General features: G+C 65.8%; 17 protein-coding genes, 2 tRNA genes and 1 pseudogene. 8 read left to right on the top strand and 12 right to left on the bottom strand.

Going from position 1 to position 18,621, the window contains the following annotated elements; all coding sequences use genetic code 11:
• Positions 1–64: 64 nt before the first annotated feature.
• From EDC25_RS00640 to EDC25_RS00630, 3 genes are read right to left on the bottom strand one after another with little or no spacing between them, the layout of a single operon-like run.
• Positions 65–1,060 (bottom strand): ABC transporter ATP-binding protein, encoded by a 996-nt coding sequence (locus tag EDC25_RS00640; protein ID WP_205984939.1) that lies wholly within the window; start codon positions 1,058–1,060, stop codon positions 65–67.
• Entirely contained in the window at positions 1,057–2,742 is a 1,686-nt protein-coding gene (locus tag EDC25_RS00635) for an ABC transporter permease (protein ID WP_123521813.1), read from the bottom strand. The genes EDC25_RS00640 and EDC25_RS00635 overlap by 4 nt, the downstream gene beginning before the upstream one ends.
• 6 nt (positions 2,743–2,748) lie before the next feature.
• Entirely contained in the window at positions 2,749–3,780 is a 1,032-nt protein-coding gene (locus EDC25_RS00630; protein ID WP_205984940.1) for a Fe(3+) ABC transporter substrate-binding protein, read from the bottom strand.
• 263 nt (positions 3,781–4,043) lie between these two features.
• Between EDC25_RS00630 and bfr the strand changes: the two genes are divergently transcribed.
• Positions 4,044–4,526, top strand: coding sequence for a bacterioferritin (bfr, locus tag EDC25_RS00625; protein ID WP_123521815.1), 483 nt, complete (start codon positions 4,044–4,046; stop codon positions 4,524–4,526).
• 120 nt (positions 4,527–4,646) lie between these two features.
• A complete protein-coding gene (gene gltS / locus EDC25_RS00620; protein WP_123521816.1) occupies positions 4,647–5,873 on the top strand; it encodes a sodium/glutamate symporter in 1,227 nt (408 codons plus the stop codon).
• A gap of 45 nt (positions 5,874–5,918) precedes the next feature.
• Here the strand turns inward: gltS and EDC25_RS00615 are convergent, their stop codons facing one another.
• The 5 genes and pseudogenes from EDC25_RS00615 to EDC25_RS14950 form a co-directional block, all read right to left on the bottom strand.
• Positions 5,919–7,166 carry an acetate/propionate family kinase gene (locus tag EDC25_RS00615; protein WP_123521817.1) on the bottom strand — a complete coding sequence of 416 codons (1,248 nt, stop codon included), beginning with the start codon at positions 7,164–7,166 and terminating at the stop codon, positions 5,919–5,921.
• The gene (locus tag EDC25_RS00610) at positions 7,163–8,587 is read right to left on the bottom strand and encodes a bifunctional enoyl-CoA hydratase/phosphate acetyltransferase (protein ID WP_123521818.1); all 1,425 of its coding nucleotides are present in this window, start codon (positions 8,585–8,587) and stop codon (positions 7,163–7,165) included. The genes EDC25_RS00615 and EDC25_RS00610 overlap by 4 nt, the downstream gene beginning before the upstream one ends.
• Before the next feature lie 421 nt (positions 8,588–9,008).
• Positions 9,009–9,608, bottom strand: coding sequence for a YdeI/OmpD-associated family protein (locus tag EDC25_RS00605; protein ID WP_123521819.1), 600 nt, complete (start codon positions 9,606–9,608; stop codon positions 9,009–9,011).
• An 84-nt stretch (positions 9,609–9,692) separates the two neighbouring features.
• Positions 9,693–10,088, bottom strand: coding sequence for a hypothetical protein (locus EDC25_RS00600; protein WP_123521820.1), 396 nt, complete (start codon positions 10,086–10,088; stop codon positions 9,693–9,695).
• Positions 10,089–10,231: 143 nt separating this feature from the next.
• A pseudogene (locus tag EDC25_RS14950) lies at positions 10,232–10,543 on the bottom strand (YkgJ family cysteine cluster protein); the annotation flags it as partial.
• 338 nt (positions 10,544–10,881) lie between these two features.
• Between EDC25_RS14950 and EDC25_RS00590 the strand changes: the two are divergent.
• The 6 genes from EDC25_RS00590 (at position 10,882) to EDC25_RS00565 (ending at position 16,661) form a co-directional block, all read left to right on the top strand.
• The gene (locus EDC25_RS00590; RefSeq protein WP_205984942.1) at positions 10,882–11,286 is read left to right on the top strand and encodes a GntR family transcriptional regulator; all 405 of its coding nucleotides are present in this window, start codon (positions 10,882–10,884) and stop codon (positions 11,284–11,286) included.
• Entirely contained in the window at positions 11,283–12,167 is an 885-nt protein-coding gene (locus EDC25_RS00585) for an ABC transporter ATP-binding protein (RefSeq protein ID WP_123521822.1), read from the top strand. The genes EDC25_RS00590 and EDC25_RS00585 overlap by 4 nt, the downstream gene beginning before the upstream one ends.
• Complete coding sequence (locus EDC25_RS00580) at positions 12,164–12,850, top strand: hypothetical protein (protein ID WP_123521823.1); 687 nt, start codon at positions 12,164–12,166, stop codon at positions 12,848–12,850. Before EDC25_RS00585 ends, EDC25_RS00580 begins: the two co-directional genes overlap by 4 nt.
• 69 nt (positions 12,851–12,919) lie before the next feature.
• Positions 12,920–14,086 carry an acyltransferase family protein gene (locus EDC25_RS00575; RefSeq protein WP_123521824.1) on the top strand — a complete coding sequence of 389 codons (1,167 nt, stop codon included), beginning with the start codon at positions 12,920–12,922 and terminating at the stop codon, positions 14,084–14,086.
• A 512-nt stretch (positions 14,087–14,598) separates the two neighbouring features.
• Positions 14,599–15,369 (top strand): SDR family NAD(P)-dependent oxidoreductase, encoded by a 771-nt coding sequence (locus EDC25_RS00570; protein ID WP_123521825.1) that lies wholly within the window; start codon positions 14,599–14,601, stop codon positions 15,367–15,369.
• Positions 15,370–15,446: 77 nt separating this feature from the next.
• Positions 15,447–16,661, top strand: coding sequence for a PQQ-dependent sugar dehydrogenase (locus EDC25_RS00565; RefSeq protein WP_243695088.1), 1,215 nt, complete (start codon positions 15,447–15,449; stop codon positions 16,659–16,661).
• Positions 16,662–16,837: 176 nt separating this feature from the next.
• Here EDC25_RS00565 and EDC25_RS00560 read toward each other — a convergent pair.
• The 4 genes from EDC25_RS00560 to ppsR all read right to left on the bottom strand — a co-directional run bounded on the left by EDC25_RS00560 (position 16,838) and on the right by ppsR (position 18,562).
• Positions 16,838–16,913: transfer RNA gene (locus EDC25_RS00560), tRNA-Glu, on the bottom strand.
• 59 nt (positions 16,914–16,972) lie between these two features.
• Positions 16,973–17,048 (bottom strand) — tRNA-Ala (locus tag EDC25_RS00555).
• 132 nt (positions 17,049–17,180) lie between these two features.
• Positions 17,181–17,699, bottom strand: coding sequence for a DUF1249 domain-containing protein (locus EDC25_RS00550; RefSeq protein WP_123521827.1), 519 nt, complete (start codon positions 17,697–17,699; stop codon positions 17,181–17,183).
• A gap of 47 nt (positions 17,700–17,746) precedes the next feature.
• Positions 17,747–18,562 (bottom strand): posphoenolpyruvate synthetase regulatory kinase/phosphorylase PpsR, encoded by an 816-nt coding sequence (gene ppsR, locus EDC25_RS00545; protein ID WP_123521828.1) that lies wholly within the window; start codon positions 18,560–18,562, stop codon positions 17,747–17,749.
• Positions 18,563–18,621: the final 59 nt, after the last annotated feature.

Below are 18,621 nucleotides of genomic sequence, written 5' to 3'. Positions count from 1 at the left end.
GAAAAGGAAACCCCCTGCATGAACCGGATTGCCGATGGTGCCGGGTAGGGCGGGTCGGGCCTGTTCAGGGTAGCCGCACGGGTCCGGCATCGGCAAGCCGGAAGGCGATGCGGGCATCCGGCCCCGGAACCGGCCCTGCGGGCAGATCGGCGTCCACCAGCTCGCCGCCGTCCAGCCGCAGCCGGCAGACGTGGCCTGGACCCACGAAGCGGCTCATTACCACCGTCGCAGGAATGGGTCCCGACGGATCGACCACTACCTGTTCCGGGCGCAGGAGCACAAAGCCGTCGCCGTCCAGCTTCAAGGCGGCCGCGGGCAGGACGCTGCCGCGCCCGACGAAAGCGGCGACAGCGCGGTCGGCAGGTCGCCGGTAGAGGACCTCGGCGCGATCCCACTGGCGGATGCGGCCGTCGACCATGACGCCGACCGAGTCCGCCATCGCGAAGGCCTCGCCCTGGTCATGCGTCACCATCAGCGCGGTCGTGCCGGTTTCCCTGAGCAGGGCGCGCACTTCGCCGGCCAGGTGTTCACGCGTGCCGGCATCGAGGTTCGAGAACGGTTCGTCGAGCAGCAGCAGGCGAGGCGAGGGCGCCAACGCCCGGGCGAGCGCGATGCGCTGCTGCTGGCCGCCGGACAGTTCGTGCGGATAGGCCGATCCCGACGTCGGCAGGCCGACCAGTTCAAGCATGCGGGCCACGCGCTGCCGGCGCTGTTCCTTCGCCAGGTCGCGCAGGCCGAAGGCGACGTTGGCGCTGACGTCGAGATGCGGGAACAGCGCGTAATCCTGGAACATCAGGCCGATGCGCCGCCGTTCCGGCGGAATCGATTTCCCCGGTGAGACCAGGCACTCGCCCTGCACGCGGATCGTTCCGCCGCGTACCGGCTCGAAACCGGCGACCGCCCGCAGGACCGTGCTCTTGCCGCATCCCGAAGCACCAAGAAGACAGCCGATCTCCCCCGGCGCCAGCGCCAGCGACAGGTCGCGGACCACCGTACGCAGTTCGCCGCGTACCACATACCCCAGGTGCAGGGCGGTCAGTTCCAGCGCCGGTGTGCTCATGCCGGAACCTCGACGACCGCGCCGCGTCGCGTGCGTGCAAGCAGGATGACCGGAAGCAGGCCGACCAGGACGATCAGCAGCGCGGCCATCGCGCCATCCTCGTAGGCGCCACGAGCGGCATCGGCATAAAGCCAGGTGGCCAGGGTTTCGAAATTCATCGGTCGCAGCAGCAATGTCGCAGGCAGTTCCTTCATGGTATCGACGAACACCAGCAGCGCGCCCCCCGCCAGCGCCGGTCGCAGCAGCGGCCAATGCACGCGGCGCAGGATCGCGCCGGGGGTGTGACCCAGACTGCCTGCCGCGTGGTCCATCGAAACCGGGACGCGCCCGAAGCCGGCATCGATGCCACCCGCCGTGATCGCCAGGAATCGCAGTGTGTAGGCCAGCACCAGCGCGCCTCCGGATGCCATCAGGACCATGCCGGAGTCCAGTCCGATCGCGCCGGCCACGCGGGCGACGCCGGCATCAAACCACGCCATCGGCGTCAGCAACCCGATGGCGAGGACGGTCCCCGGCAGCGCGTAGCCCAGGCTGCCGACGCGCAGTGTCACGGCAGCGAAGCGCTCGCCGGTACCGCGGTACTGCGCCAGTCGGAGCGACCATGCCAACAGCAGTCCGGCGGCGACGGTGACCCCGGTGGCGATCACTGCGATCGTGAAGGTATTCCAGGTCGCATCCAGTACTGCGGCCGGAATGCCGTGCGCGCCCATCCGCTTCCAGCTTTCCCAGGCAAGGAAGGCGAAAGGTGCGACGAAACCCAGAAGCACTGGCAGGCTGACCAGTGCGGTCGCCAGCCAGGCCTTGCCGCCACGCAGCCGGGCGGGCGGCAGCGGACGTGACCGGGCGGAACTGGCGTACCGCTGGCGGCGGCGGCTGTAGCGCTCGAGCACGACCAGCAGGACCACGAGCACCAGCATCGACAGCGCGATCTGCGCCGCGCCGGCCAGATCGCTGCGCGTGACCCAGGTGGTATAGACCGATACGGTCAGCGTCTGGATGCCGAGGAACTGCGAGGCGCCGATGTCGTTGAGCGTCTCCAGCAGTGCGAGCGACATGCCCACTGCGATGGCCGGACGCGCCAGCGGCAGTGCAACGCGCGTGAACACGGCGACCGGGCCGGCGCCGAGGCTGCGCGCGGATTCCAGCACGCTGGCCGCCTGCGTCGCGAACATCGCGCGAACCGTCGCATACACATACGGATAGAGGACCAGGCCGAGGAGGCCTATGCAACCCGCCAGCGAGCGGATGTCCGGCAGCCGGAACTGGCGCGGGCTGTCATAGCCGAGCAGGTCGCGGACCAGTGATTGCACCGGCCCCAGCGGATGCAGCAGGTCAAGATAGGCATAGGCGACCACATACGTGGGCACGGCCAGCGGCAGCAGCAACGCCCATGACAGCCAGCGCCGGCCGGGGAATTCATACGCGCTGACCAGCCAGGCGCAGCCGGTGCCGATGACGCCGACAACAATGCCGACGCCCAACAGCAGCCACAAAGTGTTCAGGCTGGCCTGCGGCAGCACGTGGCGGCCGACATGGGACCAGAGCCCTTCGCTGCCCTGTGCCGCGGTCGCGGCCAGCACGATGACCGGCAGGATCACCACCGCGGCGAGCAGTGCCGCGAGGGACAGCCAGGGAAGGGGCAGGCGCACGCGCTGGCGCAGGGTCAGTGCGTGCGCCGCCACGTCGGATCAGTTGTCGAATCCGACGCGGTCGACCAGTTCGCTGGCCTGCTTGCGGAAGCGGGCGATCTCGGTCATCGGAAGGGGATCGACCTTGAGCGCGCCGAAGCTGGCGACCACCGGATCGAGCTCGACGCCGGCCTTGACCGGGTATTCGTAGTTCGCCTTCGCGTACAGGCTCTGGGCCTGGTCACCGACCAGATATTCCAGCAGGCGGACCGCGTTGCCACGGTTCGGTGCGTGGCGCGCGACTGCCGCACCGCTGATGTTGACGTGCGTGCCGCCTTCGCTCCCGTAGGCGAAATGCGGACGGATCACCTTGATCGCGTCGCCCCACCGGCGCTGCTCCGAACCTGCCGGCTCGTTTTTCATGCGGCCGACGTAATAGGCATTGGCCAGCCCAAGGTCACAGATGCCGGCGAGGATGTCGCGGGCCACGTCGCGATCGCCGCCCGCGGCCTTGCGCGCCAGGTTGGCCTTGACACCACGCAGCCAGTTTTCCGTGGCCTCGACGCCGTCGTGGGCGATCATCGCGGCGATCAGGCTGATGTTGTACGGATGCTGGCCGGAACGGATGCAAACCTTGCCTTTCCACTTCGGATCGGCAAGGTCCTCGTAGTTGAAGCTGTCCAGTTCCAGGTCCTTGTGCGCGTACAGAACACGGTCGCGCAGCGACAGCGTGAACCAGCTGCCATCGGCGCCACGCAGGTGTGCCGGCACGACGGACTCCAGCGTCGCCGATTCGATGCCCTGTGTCAGGCCATTACCGACCAGGTCGAGCAGGTTGCCGGAGTCCACCGTCATCAACACGTCCGCCGGCGAACGCCCGCCCTCGGCGCGGACGCGCTCGAGCAGGCCGTCGGCAACGAAAACGGTGTTGACCTTGATGCCCGTATCGCGGCTGAAACTGTCCAGCAGCGGCTGGATCAGGCCCGGCTCGCGCGTGGTGTAGAGGTTGACTTCGTCGGCGGCCAGGGCGGGCACAGCGGCCAGGGCAAGGCTGGCCAGGAACGGCCACTTGATGAGTGCGGAAACGCGCATCGGGATCTCCTCGTGGAAGGCTGGGAAGTCCCACTCGTGCCTGTTCGGGCGACGGCTGGATCAAGACGGGAGCAGGGCGGCATATTGTAACCGGGAATCACACGCATTCGCGGTAGCCTGCGGCACCCTAACCTTGATGCTGGTTGGCCGGCTGTTCATCCGGCGGCGCGATCTGAGAAGCGGAAACGGAAGCGTTCGCATCACGCCACGCCGGCGTCCAATCAGGCAAACTCCAGCGCAGACATGGTCCGGAGCCAAGGCAAGTGAAAGGTCACCCTGAAGTCGTCGACTACCTGAATTTCCTGCTTCGCGGTGAGCTGGCGGCGCGCGACCAGTACTTCATCCATTCGCGCCGCTACGAAGACCTCGGTCTGGACGCGCTTTACCAGCGGATCAACCACGAGATGGAAGAGGAAACCCAGCACGCCGACGCGTTGGTGCGCCGCATCCTTGTCCTCGAAGGGGTCCCCGACATGCGCCCCAACGTCTTCGAGGCCGGCCGGACGGTCGAGGAGATGCTGCGACGCGACCTGGACCTGGAATGCGCGGTGCGGGGCCATCTCGCCAAAGGCATCGCCCTGTGCGAACAGCACGGCGACTATGTCACGCGCGACATCCTCGTCGCGCAGCTGAAGGACACCGAGGAAGACCATACGCACTGGCTGGAGCAGCAGTTCAAGCTGATCCGGATGATCGGGATCGAACGCTACCAGCAGAGCCGAATGGGCGACGCTTCGTCCTCGTAATGGCGGCGACCCGATGCGGTGCCCGTCGGAGAGCGCCTGCCGTCCCCCGGTGCAGGCCATCTGGTCCGTTCTCCGTGCTCGCCCGGGCGGGCGCAATGACGACGGACATTCACTGCGCCGATGGGCGATGATCTGATCACGGTCTGGCAGCTACCGGTGCTGCCCAGCCTGACGCTGGCCATTCTGCTGCTGTTCCTTGGCAAGGCGCTGACGCGCCGCAGTCGCTGGCTGCAGCGGAACAGCATTCCCGACGCCCTGACCGGCGGCGCGCTCTGCGCCATGTTCGTGGCCCTGCTTCACCTGGTCACGGACATCCAGGTCAGCCTGAGCCTGCAGGCGCGCGACATCCTGCTGTTGTACTTCTTCGCGGCCATTGGACTGAACACGCGCGTGCGCACGCTCGCCAACGGCGGCCGACCCATGCTCGTGCTGCTGGTGCTGGCCACGGTATTCATGCTGCTGCAGAACGGGCTGGGAATGGGCGTCGCCGGACTCTGGGGCATGGACGCGCGCGCCGGACTGATGACAGGCTCGATCGCGCTGACCGGCGGTGTCGGTACGACACTGGCCTGGACACCGCATTTCGTCGATACGCTCGGCATCACCCAGGCGGCGGAACTGGGGCTGGCCGCGAACATGCTGGGCCTGCTCGCCGCCTGCAGTATCGGCGGCCCCATCGCCCGCTGGCTGATCGTCCAGCGTCGGGTGCCGCCATCGCGTGACCGCGAACTGGAAATCGGCGCGACGCACCGGCAGGAGCTGCGATTGCAGCTGGATTACTGGGGCGTACTGCTTGCCTTGTTCTGGCTCAACCTGGCGCTGATGCTGGGCGAGGGAGTGTCGTGGCTGATCTCGCTGGGCGGCCTCAACCTGCCGCAGTTCGTCGGCGTGTTGATGGCCGGCATCATCATCCGGGGCCTCGCCGATGTCTTCGATACGCCGGCCGGTCATGTCTGGCACTGGGCGAGCATGCAGCCGGGCATCGCGCTGCTGTCCGACATTGCACTTGGACTGTTCCTCGTGATGGCGCTGATGGGCCTGCAGTTGTGGATGCTGGACGGACACCTGCTCTTCCTGCTGACGGTGATCGGCCTGCAGGTGCTGATGGTCGTCCTCTACACCGTTTACATCGTGTTCCCGGCGATGGGACGCGACTACGAGGCGGTGGTGGTGTGTGCTGGATTCGGCGGCATCACGCTGGGTTCGACGGCGACGGCCGTGGCCAACATGACGGCCGTCAGTCGCGCCTGGGGCAATGCCCCCAGGGCATTCATCATCGTGCCCCTGGTCTGCGGTTTCTTCATCGACCTGGTCAATGCGCTGGTGATCGGGCTGCTCGCAGGCTGAAAGCCCGGAAGTTTCCGCCTTCCATGCCGGGTCACAGATGAAGGCTCAGCATGCTGCCGCTCCAGCCGCCGTTTCGAGCACGGCGAGAGCATGGCGGGCGGCGATCCATTCCTCGTTGGTCGGTTCGACACCAACGCGGACGCGACTGCCCGGGACCGAAATCACGGCCGCATTGGCGTCGTTCGCCGCAACATCCAGATCGATGCCCAGCCATGCCAGGTGGTTGCAAACCCTTTCGCGCACGAAGGCGTTGTGTTCGCCGACGCCGGCGGTGAACACCAACAGGTCCAGCCCGCCGAGCACGGCCGCCAGTGCACCGATTTCGCGCACGACGCGGCGCACGAACAGCGCCAGTGCCATCCGCGCGCGATCGCCCGACTCACCCTGGTCGTTCTCATGACGCACGATCACCCGCGGTTCCGACGAAATCCCGGACACGCCCAGCAGGCCGGAGCGATGGTAAAGGAGCTGCCCGACCTCCTGCAGGGACAGCTTCTCGATCTCCATCAGGTACAACACCGCGCCCGGGTCGAGCGCACCGGTGCGCGTACCCATCATCAGGCCGTCCAATGCGGAGAATCCCATCGTCGTCGCCACGCTGCGCAGATCCTGCATGGCGCAGAGGCTGGCGCCGCTGCCCAGGTGCGCGACGATGGTCCGCCCGCGCGCGAGATCGCCGTATCGTTCCTGGAGGGCGACCGACATGTAGTCGTAGGACAGGCCATGGAACCCGTAGCGGCGCAGTCCGCGCTGCCAGGCATCCCAGGGCAGCGGCAGGATCTGCTCGACATCGGGAATCGTGTGGTGGAAGCCGGTGTCGAAACAGGCGATCTGCGGCAGGTCAGGGCGGTCGCGCAGCAGGATGTCGATGGCTTCCAGCGCGAACGGCTGGTGCAACGGGGCCAGCGGAATGTAGCCCTTGAGGTCGGCCAGGATCCCGGCGTCGATGCGCACCGGTTCGAAATAGCGGTTGCCGCCATGGACGACGCGGTGCGCCACCGCCGCCAGTCGGCGTCCGCCCAGTCGCGCGACCACGCCCAGGCGGATGCGCGCCAGCGCGGCGCGGTAGGGGTGTCCGGCATCCAGTTCCACGCGCTCCGGCGTCATGCCCGTTTCGCCATAAGTCGGCTCCGGCCCGCCGATACCCTGCACCTTGCCGTTCCACACCGGCGCCTTCGGCAGCGGCACCTGGCCGGCATCGAACAGGGCGAACTTGATGCTCGACGAACCGCAGTTCAGCACGAGGACCAGATCGCCGCGGGTGTGGTAACGGTCTGTGGCCACCAAGCTCATGGCGGCGACTGTCGATAGTGGTGCGCCAGCATCAGCGCGATGGCGCAGGAGGCGATGCGCGATTGCCGCGAATCGGCGCGGCTGGTGAGGATCACCGGCACCCTGGCGCCCAGCACGATGCCGGCACTGGCCGCTTCGCCCATGTAGATCAGCTGTTTGGCCAGCATGTTGCCGCTTTCCAGGTCGGGCACGACAAGAATGTCGGCCTGGCCCGCCACGGGCGAGTCGATGCCCTTGGTGCGTGCCGCGGCCATCGATACCGCGTTGTCGAAGGCCAGCGGGCCATCGAGCACGCCGCCGGTGATCTGGCCGCGGTCGGCCATCTTGCACAGCGCGGCGGCATCCAGCGTCGCCGGCATCGCCGGGCTGATGGTTTCGACTGCGGCAAGGATGGCCACCTTCGGTTCGGCGACACCGATCACGTGTGCCAGATCGATGGCGTTGCGGATGATGTCGGCCTTCTGCTGCAGATCCGGCGCCAGGTTGATCGCGGCGTCGGTGACGATGAACGGACGCGGGTAGTGCGGTGTCTGCAGCACGAAGCAATGGCTGACGCGGCGTTTGGTGCGCAGGCCGGCGGACGCGGCGATCACCGCCGACACCAGTTCGTCGGTGTGCAGGCTGCCCTTCATCAACGCCTCGACATGGCCGTCGCGGGCCAGTCCGGCGGCGTGTGCGGCGGCGGCATGGCTGTGCGGCGCATCGATGATCTCGATGCCGTCCAGCGACACGCCAGCCTCGTCGGCGGCAGCGCGCAGCCTGGCCAGCGGTGCCACCAGTACCGGGATGATCAGGCCGGCATCGCGGGCGTCGATCGCTGCCGACAGGCTGGCGACATCGCAGGAATGCACCACCGCCACGCGCACCGCCTCCAGCGGCCGCACATGTGCCAGCAGGCGCTCCAGGCCATTGTCGCCGCCGTTGTCGACACTGATGTCGGGCAGGGCGCTGCGCGGCCGCTCGATGCGTTCGCTGGGCGCGATGACATCTGCTTCGCCTTCGATCACCGTCTCGCCGTTCTGGTTGATGCCGGTGCAGGCCAGCACCACCGCCTGCGTGTCGGCATTCTTGCTGCGCACCTGGACGCGGATGCTCAACCGGTCACCCAGCCGCACCGGGGCAAGAAATCGCAGTGTCTGGCCCTGGTAGACCGTTCCCGGGCCGGGCAGGCGGGTTCCCAGCAATGCCGAGATCAACGCGCCGCCCCACATGCCGTGCGCGATCACGCCGTGGAAGCGTGTCGAGGCGGCGAATTCCGGGTCCAGGTGCTGCGGATTGAGGTCGCCGGACATCACCGCGAACAACTGGATGTCCTGCGCCGTCAGCGTGCGCTCCATGCTGGCGCATTCGCCGATCGCCAGTTCGTCGAAGGTGCGGTTGCGCAGGATGGAGAGATCGTCGGTGGCGCTGTCTGGGCTCATGGTCGTTCCGGCTCGCGGATGATTCCGCCGGATCGGGAGCATAACGCCTGCACCGCGAAAGACTGCACCGCTGCCGCATCATTGGGACGATTCGCGCGGATGGGCGCAGCGAACCCGGGACAGACTGTGGCGGTGGCGCTTTTCGCTTTGGCAGCTGCGTAGATTGCTGCGCGCGCACTTTGCCGATGCGGGGCTGTTGCCGGCGGCCAACCAATCACCGTCACACCCGCGAAGGCGGGTATCCCGTGATCGTGCCACGAGGTATCCGGATTTCTGGATGCCCGCCTTCGCGGGCATGAGGGGTTGGGGTTGTGCGGCGATGCCGACAAGCGGCCTGGCGGCCGCAGGGGGCAGCAAGCTACCCGCCTACAAGACCGCGGGGATGGGGATGGTGCGGTGGCGACAGCGCTCGCGGCGGCGTTCAGCAGTTCTGGTACTTCCAGTGCCGCGACTTGCCTTCCTGGATCCATTCCACCGCCTGCGCGACGCGCCGGGCACGGGTGTCTTCGGTCCTGGCGCTGGTGATCCAGTCACTGTATTCGCGCTGCTTGCCTGGCGTGAATGCCTTCCAGGCGACGAGGGCAGGCTTGTTGCCACGCATCGCCTTGCCCAGATCAGCGGGCAGTTCCGGCGGCGGTTTCGGCGTGCGTCCGCTGGCCGCGGTGGCGCCACCTTCGATCAGCGCCATGTCGGCGCGCACATGTTGCGTGGTCTCGCGCTTGCCGGGCAGGTCCTTCAGCGTTTCTAGTCGTCCGTACTGGCCCATGCCTTCCTGCGCGGCCGCATCGGCATCCACCACCTGCTTGCCATGCCAGAGATTGAACGCGGCGTGCTGCTTGAACCCGGCCATCACGCCCAGCAGCTTGCCCTGGTAGGTGAAGGCCGGGGCGCCCCACTTGATCGTCTCATCGACCTGCGGACAGGCGCTGTGAACGCGCCGTCGCAGTTCTTCCAGGATGGGCCGGGCGAATGCCGCCTGGCGTTCGATGTAGGCATCGATGCGTGGCTCGTGGCTGCTCATGCGTCATCTCCGGCAGGGCACCGGGCAGAACCGGCAAGCGCAGGATAACGTCGTTGCATTCCAGCAGAAACCGGTCGGCTTTCGTCACGCAGGCGTGGGCGGAAAGTCCGATCGGGCGGGCAGCCACTGCGCAGCCACACGATTGGGGGCATGGGTGCCGGACCGGTTGCCGGCCGGCGGCTGCGTGCGCTGGATCGCCTTGTGCGGAATCCGCCACAGATCGGCAGGCGAATAGTAGGACGGCCCGCGTGTCCAGCGCGCATGGCCGCTCTTGGCCTTCTCGGGAATGGGCAGGCGGTCCAGCCCGCGAGTGACATGCATCGGCGTCCACAGGCCTTCGCGCGCGTCGGTGAACAGGCACAGGAAAAAGTGCTCGGCGGTGACCGCATCATCGGCAACGGAAGTATGGCTGGCGCCAAAACGCAACAGTTCGGCCGGGTACAGGTGGAGCACCAGCCCAGGTTCATTGACACGTGACATCAGTCGATCCTTGTGGTCGGTGGAAGTGCGTGCAGGGGGGACAGCCAGGCGTTGTGCGTCGCCTGGCCGTGGACATCCAGAGCCACCATCGGCGGCTGCTTATTCCACGCGCAAGGGAATGTTGCGCGGTCGTCAGGGGCGTAGTACATGCGGCGGGTTTCGCGGCAGTAGGGGCCATTCATGACGAAGCGTCGGCAGACCGATGGCCGTTCGTTGTAGATCGAGCAGCACATGCGTGCCGCGTCGAGGGCCACGCACCAGCCGTCTTCGCCACGGGCCATCTGCTCGACACCGTGCTCATCGAACGTGGTCAGATGCGCAGGAATGCGGTCCTCGCGTTGCAGGACAACGGTCAGGCGACAGCACACCGCATCGCAGCGCGCACAATCGGCCTTTCCGGCAGGGCGGGCAGGGCGGCTGGTGACCGGCGCGTCACCGGCATCGAGCGTGTTGATGGATGATCTCCGTGCGGACACCGGGTCCGCTGTTGCCGTGCAGCCGGCCGACACTGTCGGCTGCCGGGATGACGGGTCGGCCGTCGAAGGCGCGACGCGCGTGGACGAAACGGCGGCGGGGGTCCGGCCAGACGCCTCACGAAACTGCGTGGTCCCGGCATCTTAGCGCCTGTGGCGGCGCAGGATTTGATTTTTCGTTCGGCGCTCGCCGAAGGTGATGCGAACATCGCACGCGCAAGGCAAGTACCTGACCTCAATCATCTTGTGCGGGTAGGCAGGGTGACTTGCGTTCACCGTGACTACTGTGCATACTGTGAAGACACAGTAGGTTCACAGGAATGCCACCCACACTCTTTCTCTCCGCCAGCGATCCGACACCGATGTACCAGCAGGTCATCGATCAGATCGTGGCAAAGGTCCTGGCCGGCGATTGGCCGCCCGGAACGGCCCTGCCGTCCATCCGCGAGCTGGCCAGCGAAAGCAGCATCAGCGTGATCACCGTCAAGCGCGCCTACCAGGAACTGGAGCGTGACGGCGTCATCGTCACCCGGCAGGGCAAGGGCTCGTTTGTCTCGGAATCCATCGAGGCGCCGCGGGCGCTGTTGCTGGCGGAACTGGAGTCGCACCTGTCTGACGCCATGCGCTGCGCCGGCCGCCTGGGCCTGACGCGCAAGGCCTTGCACGAACTTCTCGACGCCGCTGCCGCGTCGCCCGACAACCCCCTTGAAGGATCCGCTACATGACTGCCGCATTTTCCGTTTCCGGTCTCGGCAAGCGCTATCCGCATTTCGAGTTGCACGACATCGATCTGGCACTTGCCGAAGGCGAGATCATGGGTCTGGTCGGCGTCAACGGCGCCGGCAAAACCACGCTGCTGCGCATTCTCGCCGGCATCAGCTCACCGGACAGCGGCACGGTCGAAGTGCTCGGCCATTCGCTTCCGCGCGAGCAGGTGGCCGCAAAGCGACAGCTCGGCTTCGCCTCGGAGGACATGCGCCTGTACCGCAAGCGCAGCTTGCGCTGGCACATGGACCTGATTGCCAGGGCGTATCCGGACTGGGACGAAAGCTATGCCGGCATCCTGCTGAAGCGCTTCGCGCTGCGCGCGGAGCAGCTGCTCGACGGCTTTTCGCACGGCCAGCGCGTGAAGGCGCTGTTGTTGCTCAACCTCGCGCGACGCCCGCGCCTGTTGCTGCTGGACGAGCCGACGACCGGCCTCGATCCGGTGGCGCGGGTGGAAGTTCTCGAGGCCCTTTCCGACGTTCTGCGCGACGGGGATCGCAGCGTCGTGTTTTCCTCGCACAACACCCATGACATCGAGCAGCTCGCCGATACCATTACCTTCCTGCACGAAGGTCGCATGCTGGCGTCCTGCGACAAGGAGTCGTTCATCGATCGCTGGCGGCGCATGGTCTGCCAGGGCGACTGGACACCGGACCTCGCGCATTGGCCGCAGATTGCCGCGCTGCGCCGCAGTGGCTCTGTACTCGAACTCAAGATCCGGGATTTCAGTGACGACCTGGCCGGACGCCTGAAAGGGCAGGGCCTGGACGTGCGCACCGTGCACCCGATGAGCCTGGAAGACATTTTCATTACCACCGTGCGGGCAGGAGAGACGGCATGAACCGGTTCGACATCAACGTTCCCCTGGTCAAGCTGCTGGTCGCCAAGGACTGGCAGCTGTTCGAGAAGCAGCTGGCCCTGTATGTCGCCGGCGGCATCGTCGCGCTGTGCCTGCTGGGCATGGCGCAACGCTGGAGTTTCTACGTCGGTTCGTTGGTGCTCATCATCGTGCTGGTCAGCACCGCCTGCTTCGCGATCTCCAACTCGCTGATCGTCGAACGCAAGGAACGCACCCTGGCATTCGTGATGAGCCTGCCGGTTACACCGATGGACTTCCATGTCGCCAAGCTGATCGGGAATCTGGTGACCTTCGGCGTGCCGTTCCTCATCATCGCCGGCGGCGCCATCGCTGTTGTCCTGCTGACGCCGCTGCCGGATGGTCTGGTCGTTTACGGGTTGCTGATATTCGGGTACATCTTTCTTGCCTATTGCGTGTCCCTTTCGATTGCCACGGTCGTGGAATCCGAGGGCTGGAACACGTTCGCGATGATCTCCAGCATGGTGCTGATCAATCCCTTCATGATGGTGCTCGGGCAGATTCCGTCGATCGCGGACAACATATCCAGGGATGCGGTTGTCTGGACCACGCCGGCGGTCGCCATCCTTGCGGTGCAGGTGGTGGTCGGCATCGGGGTCCTCGCGTACACGACCATCGCCCACTGCCGCAAGCCGACGTTCTACTGATCCCACACCGCCCACTGGCGGCCGCACGATGTGCTGCCGCACGGCTCCGCTTGTCCCGAGGAAAGGCCCATGCAGTCCAACCAGCGCCTCCATTCCATGGACAATCTGCGCGCCCTGGCCATGCTGGCGGGCGTGTTCTTCCATGCCGCGCTCGCATACAGCCCGATTGCGCAGGCGTTCTTTCCCACGGCCGACCGCTCCAACTCGGCCTGGGTCGACCTGCCGATCTGGTTCCTGCACCTGTTCCGGATGCCGCTGTTCTTCGTGGTGGCCGGCTTCTTCACGGCGCTGCAGGTGCAGCGGAAGGGGATCGGCGGGATGCTGCGCAGCCGCTGGGTCCGGGTCGGCATTCCGTTCCTGCTATTTCTCCCGATCGTGCACATGGCGATCAGCGCCGACACCTTGCACGCGGCGCGGACCGTGGCGCATCCCTCGCCGCTGCTCGGCTTCATCCGCGACCTGCTGGCCATGGGACCTTTGCCGTCGATGCCGCCGGGAACCGGTCACCTCTGGTTCCTTTACTACCTGCTGCTGTTCTGCGTTCTCACCTGGGTGGCGCGCGCACTCGGCCCCGGTGGCTTGATGGCCAGGTTGGCGGCAGTGCCGCCGCTATGGCTGCTGGTCGGCATGCCGTTGATCGTGCTGCCGTCGCTGGCCGCCATGCCGGTTCCGCACCCGGCGCCGGAAAGCCTGCTGCCGCAGTTCTGGGCGATCGGCTACTTCGGCGCGTTCTTCCTGCTCGGCGCAGTGATACAGCAGCATCCGCTGCTGATCGAAAGAATGCAGCGCCATGTCGTCTGGCTGCTGCCAGCCAGTCTGGTCCTGTATGCGACCTTCGTGTGGATACTGGATGGATCGGGCAGGGTGGCGACGCTCAGCGCCGGCCACCTGTTCCTCGCGTTTCTTGAAGCAACGATCAGCGTGTGGATGACGGTGGCCTGCGTGGCACTGGGGCGAATGTTGCTTGAGCGGTCGAACCGCGTCATGCGCTATCTGGCCGGCGCCTCCTACTGGATCTATCTCGCCCATCTTCCTGTCCTGCTCGCCATCCAGTACCGGTTGATGGATCTGCCCTGGCACTGGTCGGCGAAACTGGCCCTATCGATCGTGGCGACGCTCGCGCTGTGCGTGCTGGCTTTCGAACTGCTGGTGCAGCGCACGGTGCTTCGTCGGCTGGTGGGGACTTCGCGGCACGACAATTCACCCGAAGGGCTTGTCGGGTTCGCGCCGCCATGATCGCAATTCACTGTTCTGGCATGTGCAACGGCAGGCAATGCACGCCGCACGGGTGATCAACTAGACGACGCAACGGCGCGTCGGCGCACAAAGGCAGTGGACCGAGAGGTAGCGTCGCAGGCGCGCCGCTGATCGGGCGTTGAAGCCAGGCCAGCGCTGCTTGTCCGGCAAGTTGATCTACCAGATTGAGGGCGGTTGGGCGGACGATCCGTCGCAGGACTGGAAGTGCCAGCCGCCGTCAGCCCGGTAACGGAGATCCGGGCACAGCCGGTGTGAAAGGGCCTTCAGCAATGCTTGATCTTGTAGGGCCATTTGCGGACCACACGACTTCGCATAATGTTTATTATGTTATCGAACACATGACAGCCCTTCAATCGCTGTCCCACCTTGACGGATGTGATCGCGCGAAGGTTCCCGGACCACCCGCCAGCACTTCCGGAACGTTCACCGATCAAGCGCTAGTGTTAGGGTATTCACGCTTTCCATGCGTGCACAGCAGAAGGAGTTCGGCAGTGAAACGACTTCAGGACAAGATCGCCATCATCACCGGTGGCAGCGGCGGCATTGGCAAGACCACGGCGCGGCGGTTCCTCGACGAGGGCGCATCGGTGGTGCTGGTGGATATCGACCAGGAGGCGCTGGACGCGACGCAACGAGAGCTGGACGGCGGCGACCGGGTCCTGGTGGTACGTGCCGATGTCAGCGACGACGCACAGGTGGAAAATTACGTGAAGGCGACCATCCAGCGTTTCGGCCGGATCGACGTGTTCTTCAACAACGCCGGCATCGAGGGCGATGTCGCACCGCTGGAGCAGCAGAAGCTCTCCATGTTCGACAAGGTGATCGCCATCAATGTCCGCGGCACGTACCTGGGCCTGCGCCACGTGTTGCCGCACATGTACAGGCAGCGTTCGGGCAGTGTCATCAACACCTCGTCGGTGGCCGGCCTGGATGGCAGCGCCGGCGTGCTTCCGTACGTGACCTCCAAGCACGCGTTGTCGGGCATGACCAAGGTGGCGGCGCTGGAAGCGGCGGCGCACAACGTGCGCGTCAACTCCGTGCACCCTTCGCCGGTCAATACGCGCATGATGCGCTCGCTGGAAGCGGGCTTCGATCCGAAGGATGCCGCGGCGGCGAAGGCGCAGCTGGAGAAGGCGATTCCGCTGGGTCGCTATGGTGAGTCGACAGACATCGCCAATCTGGTGCTGTTCCTGGCCAGTGACGAAAGCAGCTTCATTACCGGTGCGCAGTACCGCATTGATGGCGGCATGGGCGCGGACTGACCGGCGGTGACGCGGCGCCGGTGGTTCACGCTATGGTAGTCGGGCCAATCCCCGCATCCATGCATCAAGGAGTCGTCTTGAACGCGCACCGAAATCTGTTGGCCGCCGCCATCACCCTGGGGTTGCTGGCCGCGTGCTCGAAGGCGCCGGATCCGGCTCCGGCAGCACCGGCAACAACGCCGGAGGCAGTGCCGGCCCCTGCCCCGGCCGCTCCTGCTGCCGACGCCACGGCCACCCCACCCGCCCGGACCGACGCCTTCGATATCGCCCAGGTGACGAGGTTCGACTCGCCCTGGGCGATGACCTTCCTGCCCGATGGCCGCATGCTGGTCACCGAGATGGCCGGCACGCTGCATCTGTACGACCCGGCCAGCGATACCCGCGGCAGCATCGTCGGCGTTCCCGAAGTAGCGCATGTCGCCCAGGGTGGGCTGGGTGACATCGTCCTGCACCCGCGTTTCGCGGAGAACCAGGTGGTGTACCTGAGCTTCGCCGAGCGCGAGGGCGACCTGCTCGGTTCCGCCGTCGCGCGCGCCCGGCTGGCGCTGGACGACAGCGGCACCGGCAGCCTGGATGATCTGCAGGTGATCTGGCGCCAGGTGCCGAAGAAGTCCGGCGATGGCCACTTCGGTTACCGGATCGCCTTCGATGGCGACGGCAAGTTGTGGATCAGTTCCAGCGAACGCAAGGAGTTCGATCCGGCGCAGGACATGGCCAGCAACCTGGGCAAGATTGTCCGCCTCAACGACGACGGCAGCGTTCCCGCGGACAATCCCTTCGCCGACCAGGACGAAGTGGCGGCGCAGGTGTGGTCGCTGGGCCATCGCAACATCCTGGGCCTGGCCTTCGATGGCGACGGTCGCTTGTGGGCGCACGAGATGGGCCCGATGGGCGGCGACGAGCTGAACCTGATCCAGCGTGGCGCCAACTATGGCTACCCGCTGGTCTCCAACGGTGACCACTACGACGGCACGCCGATTCCCGACCATGAAACGCGACCGGAATTCAATGCCCCGGTGATCACCTGGACACCGGTGATCTCGCCGGCCGGTTTCATGATCTACGACGGGGAATCGTTCGCCGACTGGCGCGGCTCCGGCTTCATCGGCGGCATGTCGTCGAAGTCGCTCGTGCGCATCCAGTTCGATGGCGACAGCGCCCGCGAGGCCGAACGTTTCGACATGGGCCGGCGGATCCGCGAGGTTGAACAGGGTCCGGACGGCGCGATCTGGCTGCTGGAAGACGGCACCCGCCAGGGCGGCGGCTGGCTGCTCAAGCTCACGCCGCGGTAAGAGCGGCTGGCGGCGACGGCGTGCCGTTCCGGCATGCCCTGCCCGCCTGGCATCTGGAAATTCGATCGGATCCAGAAACAAAAATGCCGGTGTGCATCCATGCACACCGGCATCCGTCCGGCAGTTGCCGGAGACTGCATCTTTCTTGAAAAAGCGCCCACAAGCGCTTGAAAAGATGGCGTCCCCAAGGGGATTCGAACCCCTGTATCCACCGTGAAAGGGTGGTGTCCTGGGCCTCTAGACGATGGGGACGCAGCGAAAAATATCGCTAACGAGGAGCTAAGACCTTGAATTCTTGAGATTTGACCTGTTGGTGGAGCCAGACGGGATCGAACCGTCGACCTCTACAATGCCATTGTAGCGCTCTCCCAGCTGAGCTATGGCCCCACACGAGGGACGCGCAGAATACCGACGTCGTCCGGGTTCGTCAACACGTCTTTTGAAATTCCTTTGGACTGCGTGACTTGCACTGGAAAGTTTGTGATCAACTTGAACCCGGTGCCGCGTTTTCGTCCATTTTCAGCCCCCCGGAACTGCCCCTGCCTCCTCGCCCGCCGCCAGATCGGCGCCAGCCGCGGCACCATCGATCATGAGCGTATGCGTGCCGTGGCCGTGCCCGGACAGGTAATCGAGCCAGCGGCTCAGGAAGGTATTCATGCGCAGGCGATGCTCGACCACCGTGCGCGCGGCGGGGAAAGGTCCCAGCACGTCAACCAGCTGGCGGCCCGGCAGGCAATGCGTGGCCTCGGCGACGCGGGCGTCCGCATAGATGCGCAGCATGGCGGAAGGCGTATGCAGGCCGGTCGCCGGATCCAGCAGGTCGTAACTCAGGCGCACTTCCGTCGTGTAGGCATGGCGTTCGACGATTTCCAGCAGCACATCGAAACCGTCGTGCACGCTGGAACGGTAGCGGTCCGGCACCAACGTGGAAGGACTGAACAGTTTTTCGAGACGGTTGAAGTTCTCTTCGTACAGGTCCATGAGCCACACGAAGCGCCGGGAAAGCAGGCGTTCGGGGGACAGCTGCAAGGTCGTCATGCGGCCAGCATACGCGAGTGCAGGCGCGGCGCACCACCCTGCCCCGCTCAGTACATGTGTCGCTGGATATCCAGCGCGCTGAGGATCTTGCTGGCGATCTCCTCGATCGAGGAATTGGTCGTGCTGACCCAGGGCAGGCGCTCGACGCGCATCAGCTTTTCGGCGGCAGCGACTTCCCATCGGCACTGTTCGGGCTTTGCATAGCGGCTGCCGGGACGACGGGTTTCCCTCACCTGTGCGAGGCGGACCGGGTCGATGGTGAGACCGTGCAGTCGGGCGCGGTACGCCAGCAGCCGATGCGGGAGCTCCTGCTTTTCCAGGTCTTCCTCGGTGAGCGGATAGTTGGCGGCGCGGATGCCGTAGTGCAGCGCAAGGTACAGGCAGGTCGGCGTCTTGCCGGACCTCGAGACGCCGACCAGGATCACCTCCGCCTCTGCATAGTTCACGTCTATGCCGTCGTCGTGGCTGAGTGCATAGTTCGTGGCGTTGATCCGCGCCTCGTATTCGTCGAAGTTGACCAGGCCATGCGCCTTGCCGACGCGCGGCGATCGCTGCATGCCAAGTTCGTCTTCCAGCGGCGCGATGAATGGCGCGAACACGTCGAGAACCAGTGCCCCGCTCTCGCTGAGCACGGCGGTGATGTCCGGATTGATCACCGAGCTGATCAGGATGGGCCGCAGGCCGCTGCTGCGGACGTGGGCCTCGATCTTCGCGACCGCCATCCGGGCCAGTTCAACGGTATCGACAAAGGGAATGCGGACGGTCTGGAATTCCACCCCTTCGAACTGGGTCAGGATGGTGTGGCCGATGGTTTCGGCGGTGATGCCGGTGCCGTCGGAAACATAGAAAACCAGTCGCCTCATTTCGCGTTCTCCCTGTGGCCGGAATCGCCCCGTCCGGCGGGATTTTCTTGCCCGGGACG

This window comes from Pseudofulvimonas gallinarii, assembly GCF_004343305.1.
GTDB lineage: Bacteria > Pseudomonadota > Gammaproteobacteria > Xanthomonadales > UBA2363 > Pseudofulvimonas > Pseudofulvimonas gallinarii.
This window is presented reverse-complemented; position numbering and strand designations above follow the sequence as displayed.

Coding starts and splice junctions, on each gene's coding strand:
- ppsR (WP_123521828.1), bottom strand. CDS start 18,562: ATGAGGCGACTGGTTTTCTATGTTTCCGACGGCACCGGCATCACCGCC.
- EDC25_RS00600 (WP_123521820.1), bottom strand. CDS start 10,088: ATGTCACGTGTCAATGAACCTGGGCTGGTGCTCCACCTGTACCCGGCC.
- EDC25_RS00585 (WP_123521822.1), top strand. CDS start 11,283: ATGACTGCCGCATTTTCCGTTTCCGGTCTCGGCAAGCGCTATCCGCAT.
- EDC25_RS00605 (WP_123521819.1), bottom strand. CDS start 9,608: ATGAGCAGCCACGAGCCACGCATCGATGCCTACATCGAACGCCAGGCG.
- EDC25_RS00580 (WP_123521823.1), top strand. CDS start 12,164: ATGAACCGGTTCGACATCAACGTTCCCCTGGTCAAGCTGCTGGTCGCC.
- EDC25_RS00615 (WP_123521817.1), bottom strand. CDS start 7,166: ATGAGCTTGGTGGCCACAGACCGTTACCACACCCGCGGCGATCTGGTC.
- EDC25_RS00590 (WP_205984942.1), top strand. CDS start 10,882: ATGCCACCCACACTCTTTCTCTCCGCCAGCGATCCGACACCGATGTAC.
- EDC25_RS00575 (WP_123521824.1), top strand. CDS start 12,920: ATGCAGTCCAACCAGCGCCTCCATTCCATGGACAATCTGCGCGCCCTG.
- EDC25_RS00550 (WP_123521827.1), bottom strand. CDS start 17,699: ATGACGACCTTGCAGCTGTCCCCCGAACGCCTGCTTTCCCGGCGCTTC.
- EDC25_RS00610 (WP_123521818.1), bottom strand. CDS start 8,587: ATGAGCCCAGACAGCGCCACCGACGATCTCTCCATCCTGCGCAACCGC.
- gltS (WP_123521816.1), top strand. CDS start 4,647: ATGGGCGATGATCTGATCACGGTCTGGCAGCTACCGGTGCTGCCCAGC.
- EDC25_RS00630 (WP_205984940.1), bottom strand. CDS start 3,780: ATGCGCGTTTCCGCACTCATCAAGTGGCCGTTCCTGGCCAGCCTTGCC.
- EDC25_RS00640 (WP_205984939.1), bottom strand. CDS start 1,060: ATGAGCACACCGGCGCTGGAACTGACCGCCCTGCACCTGGGGTATGTG.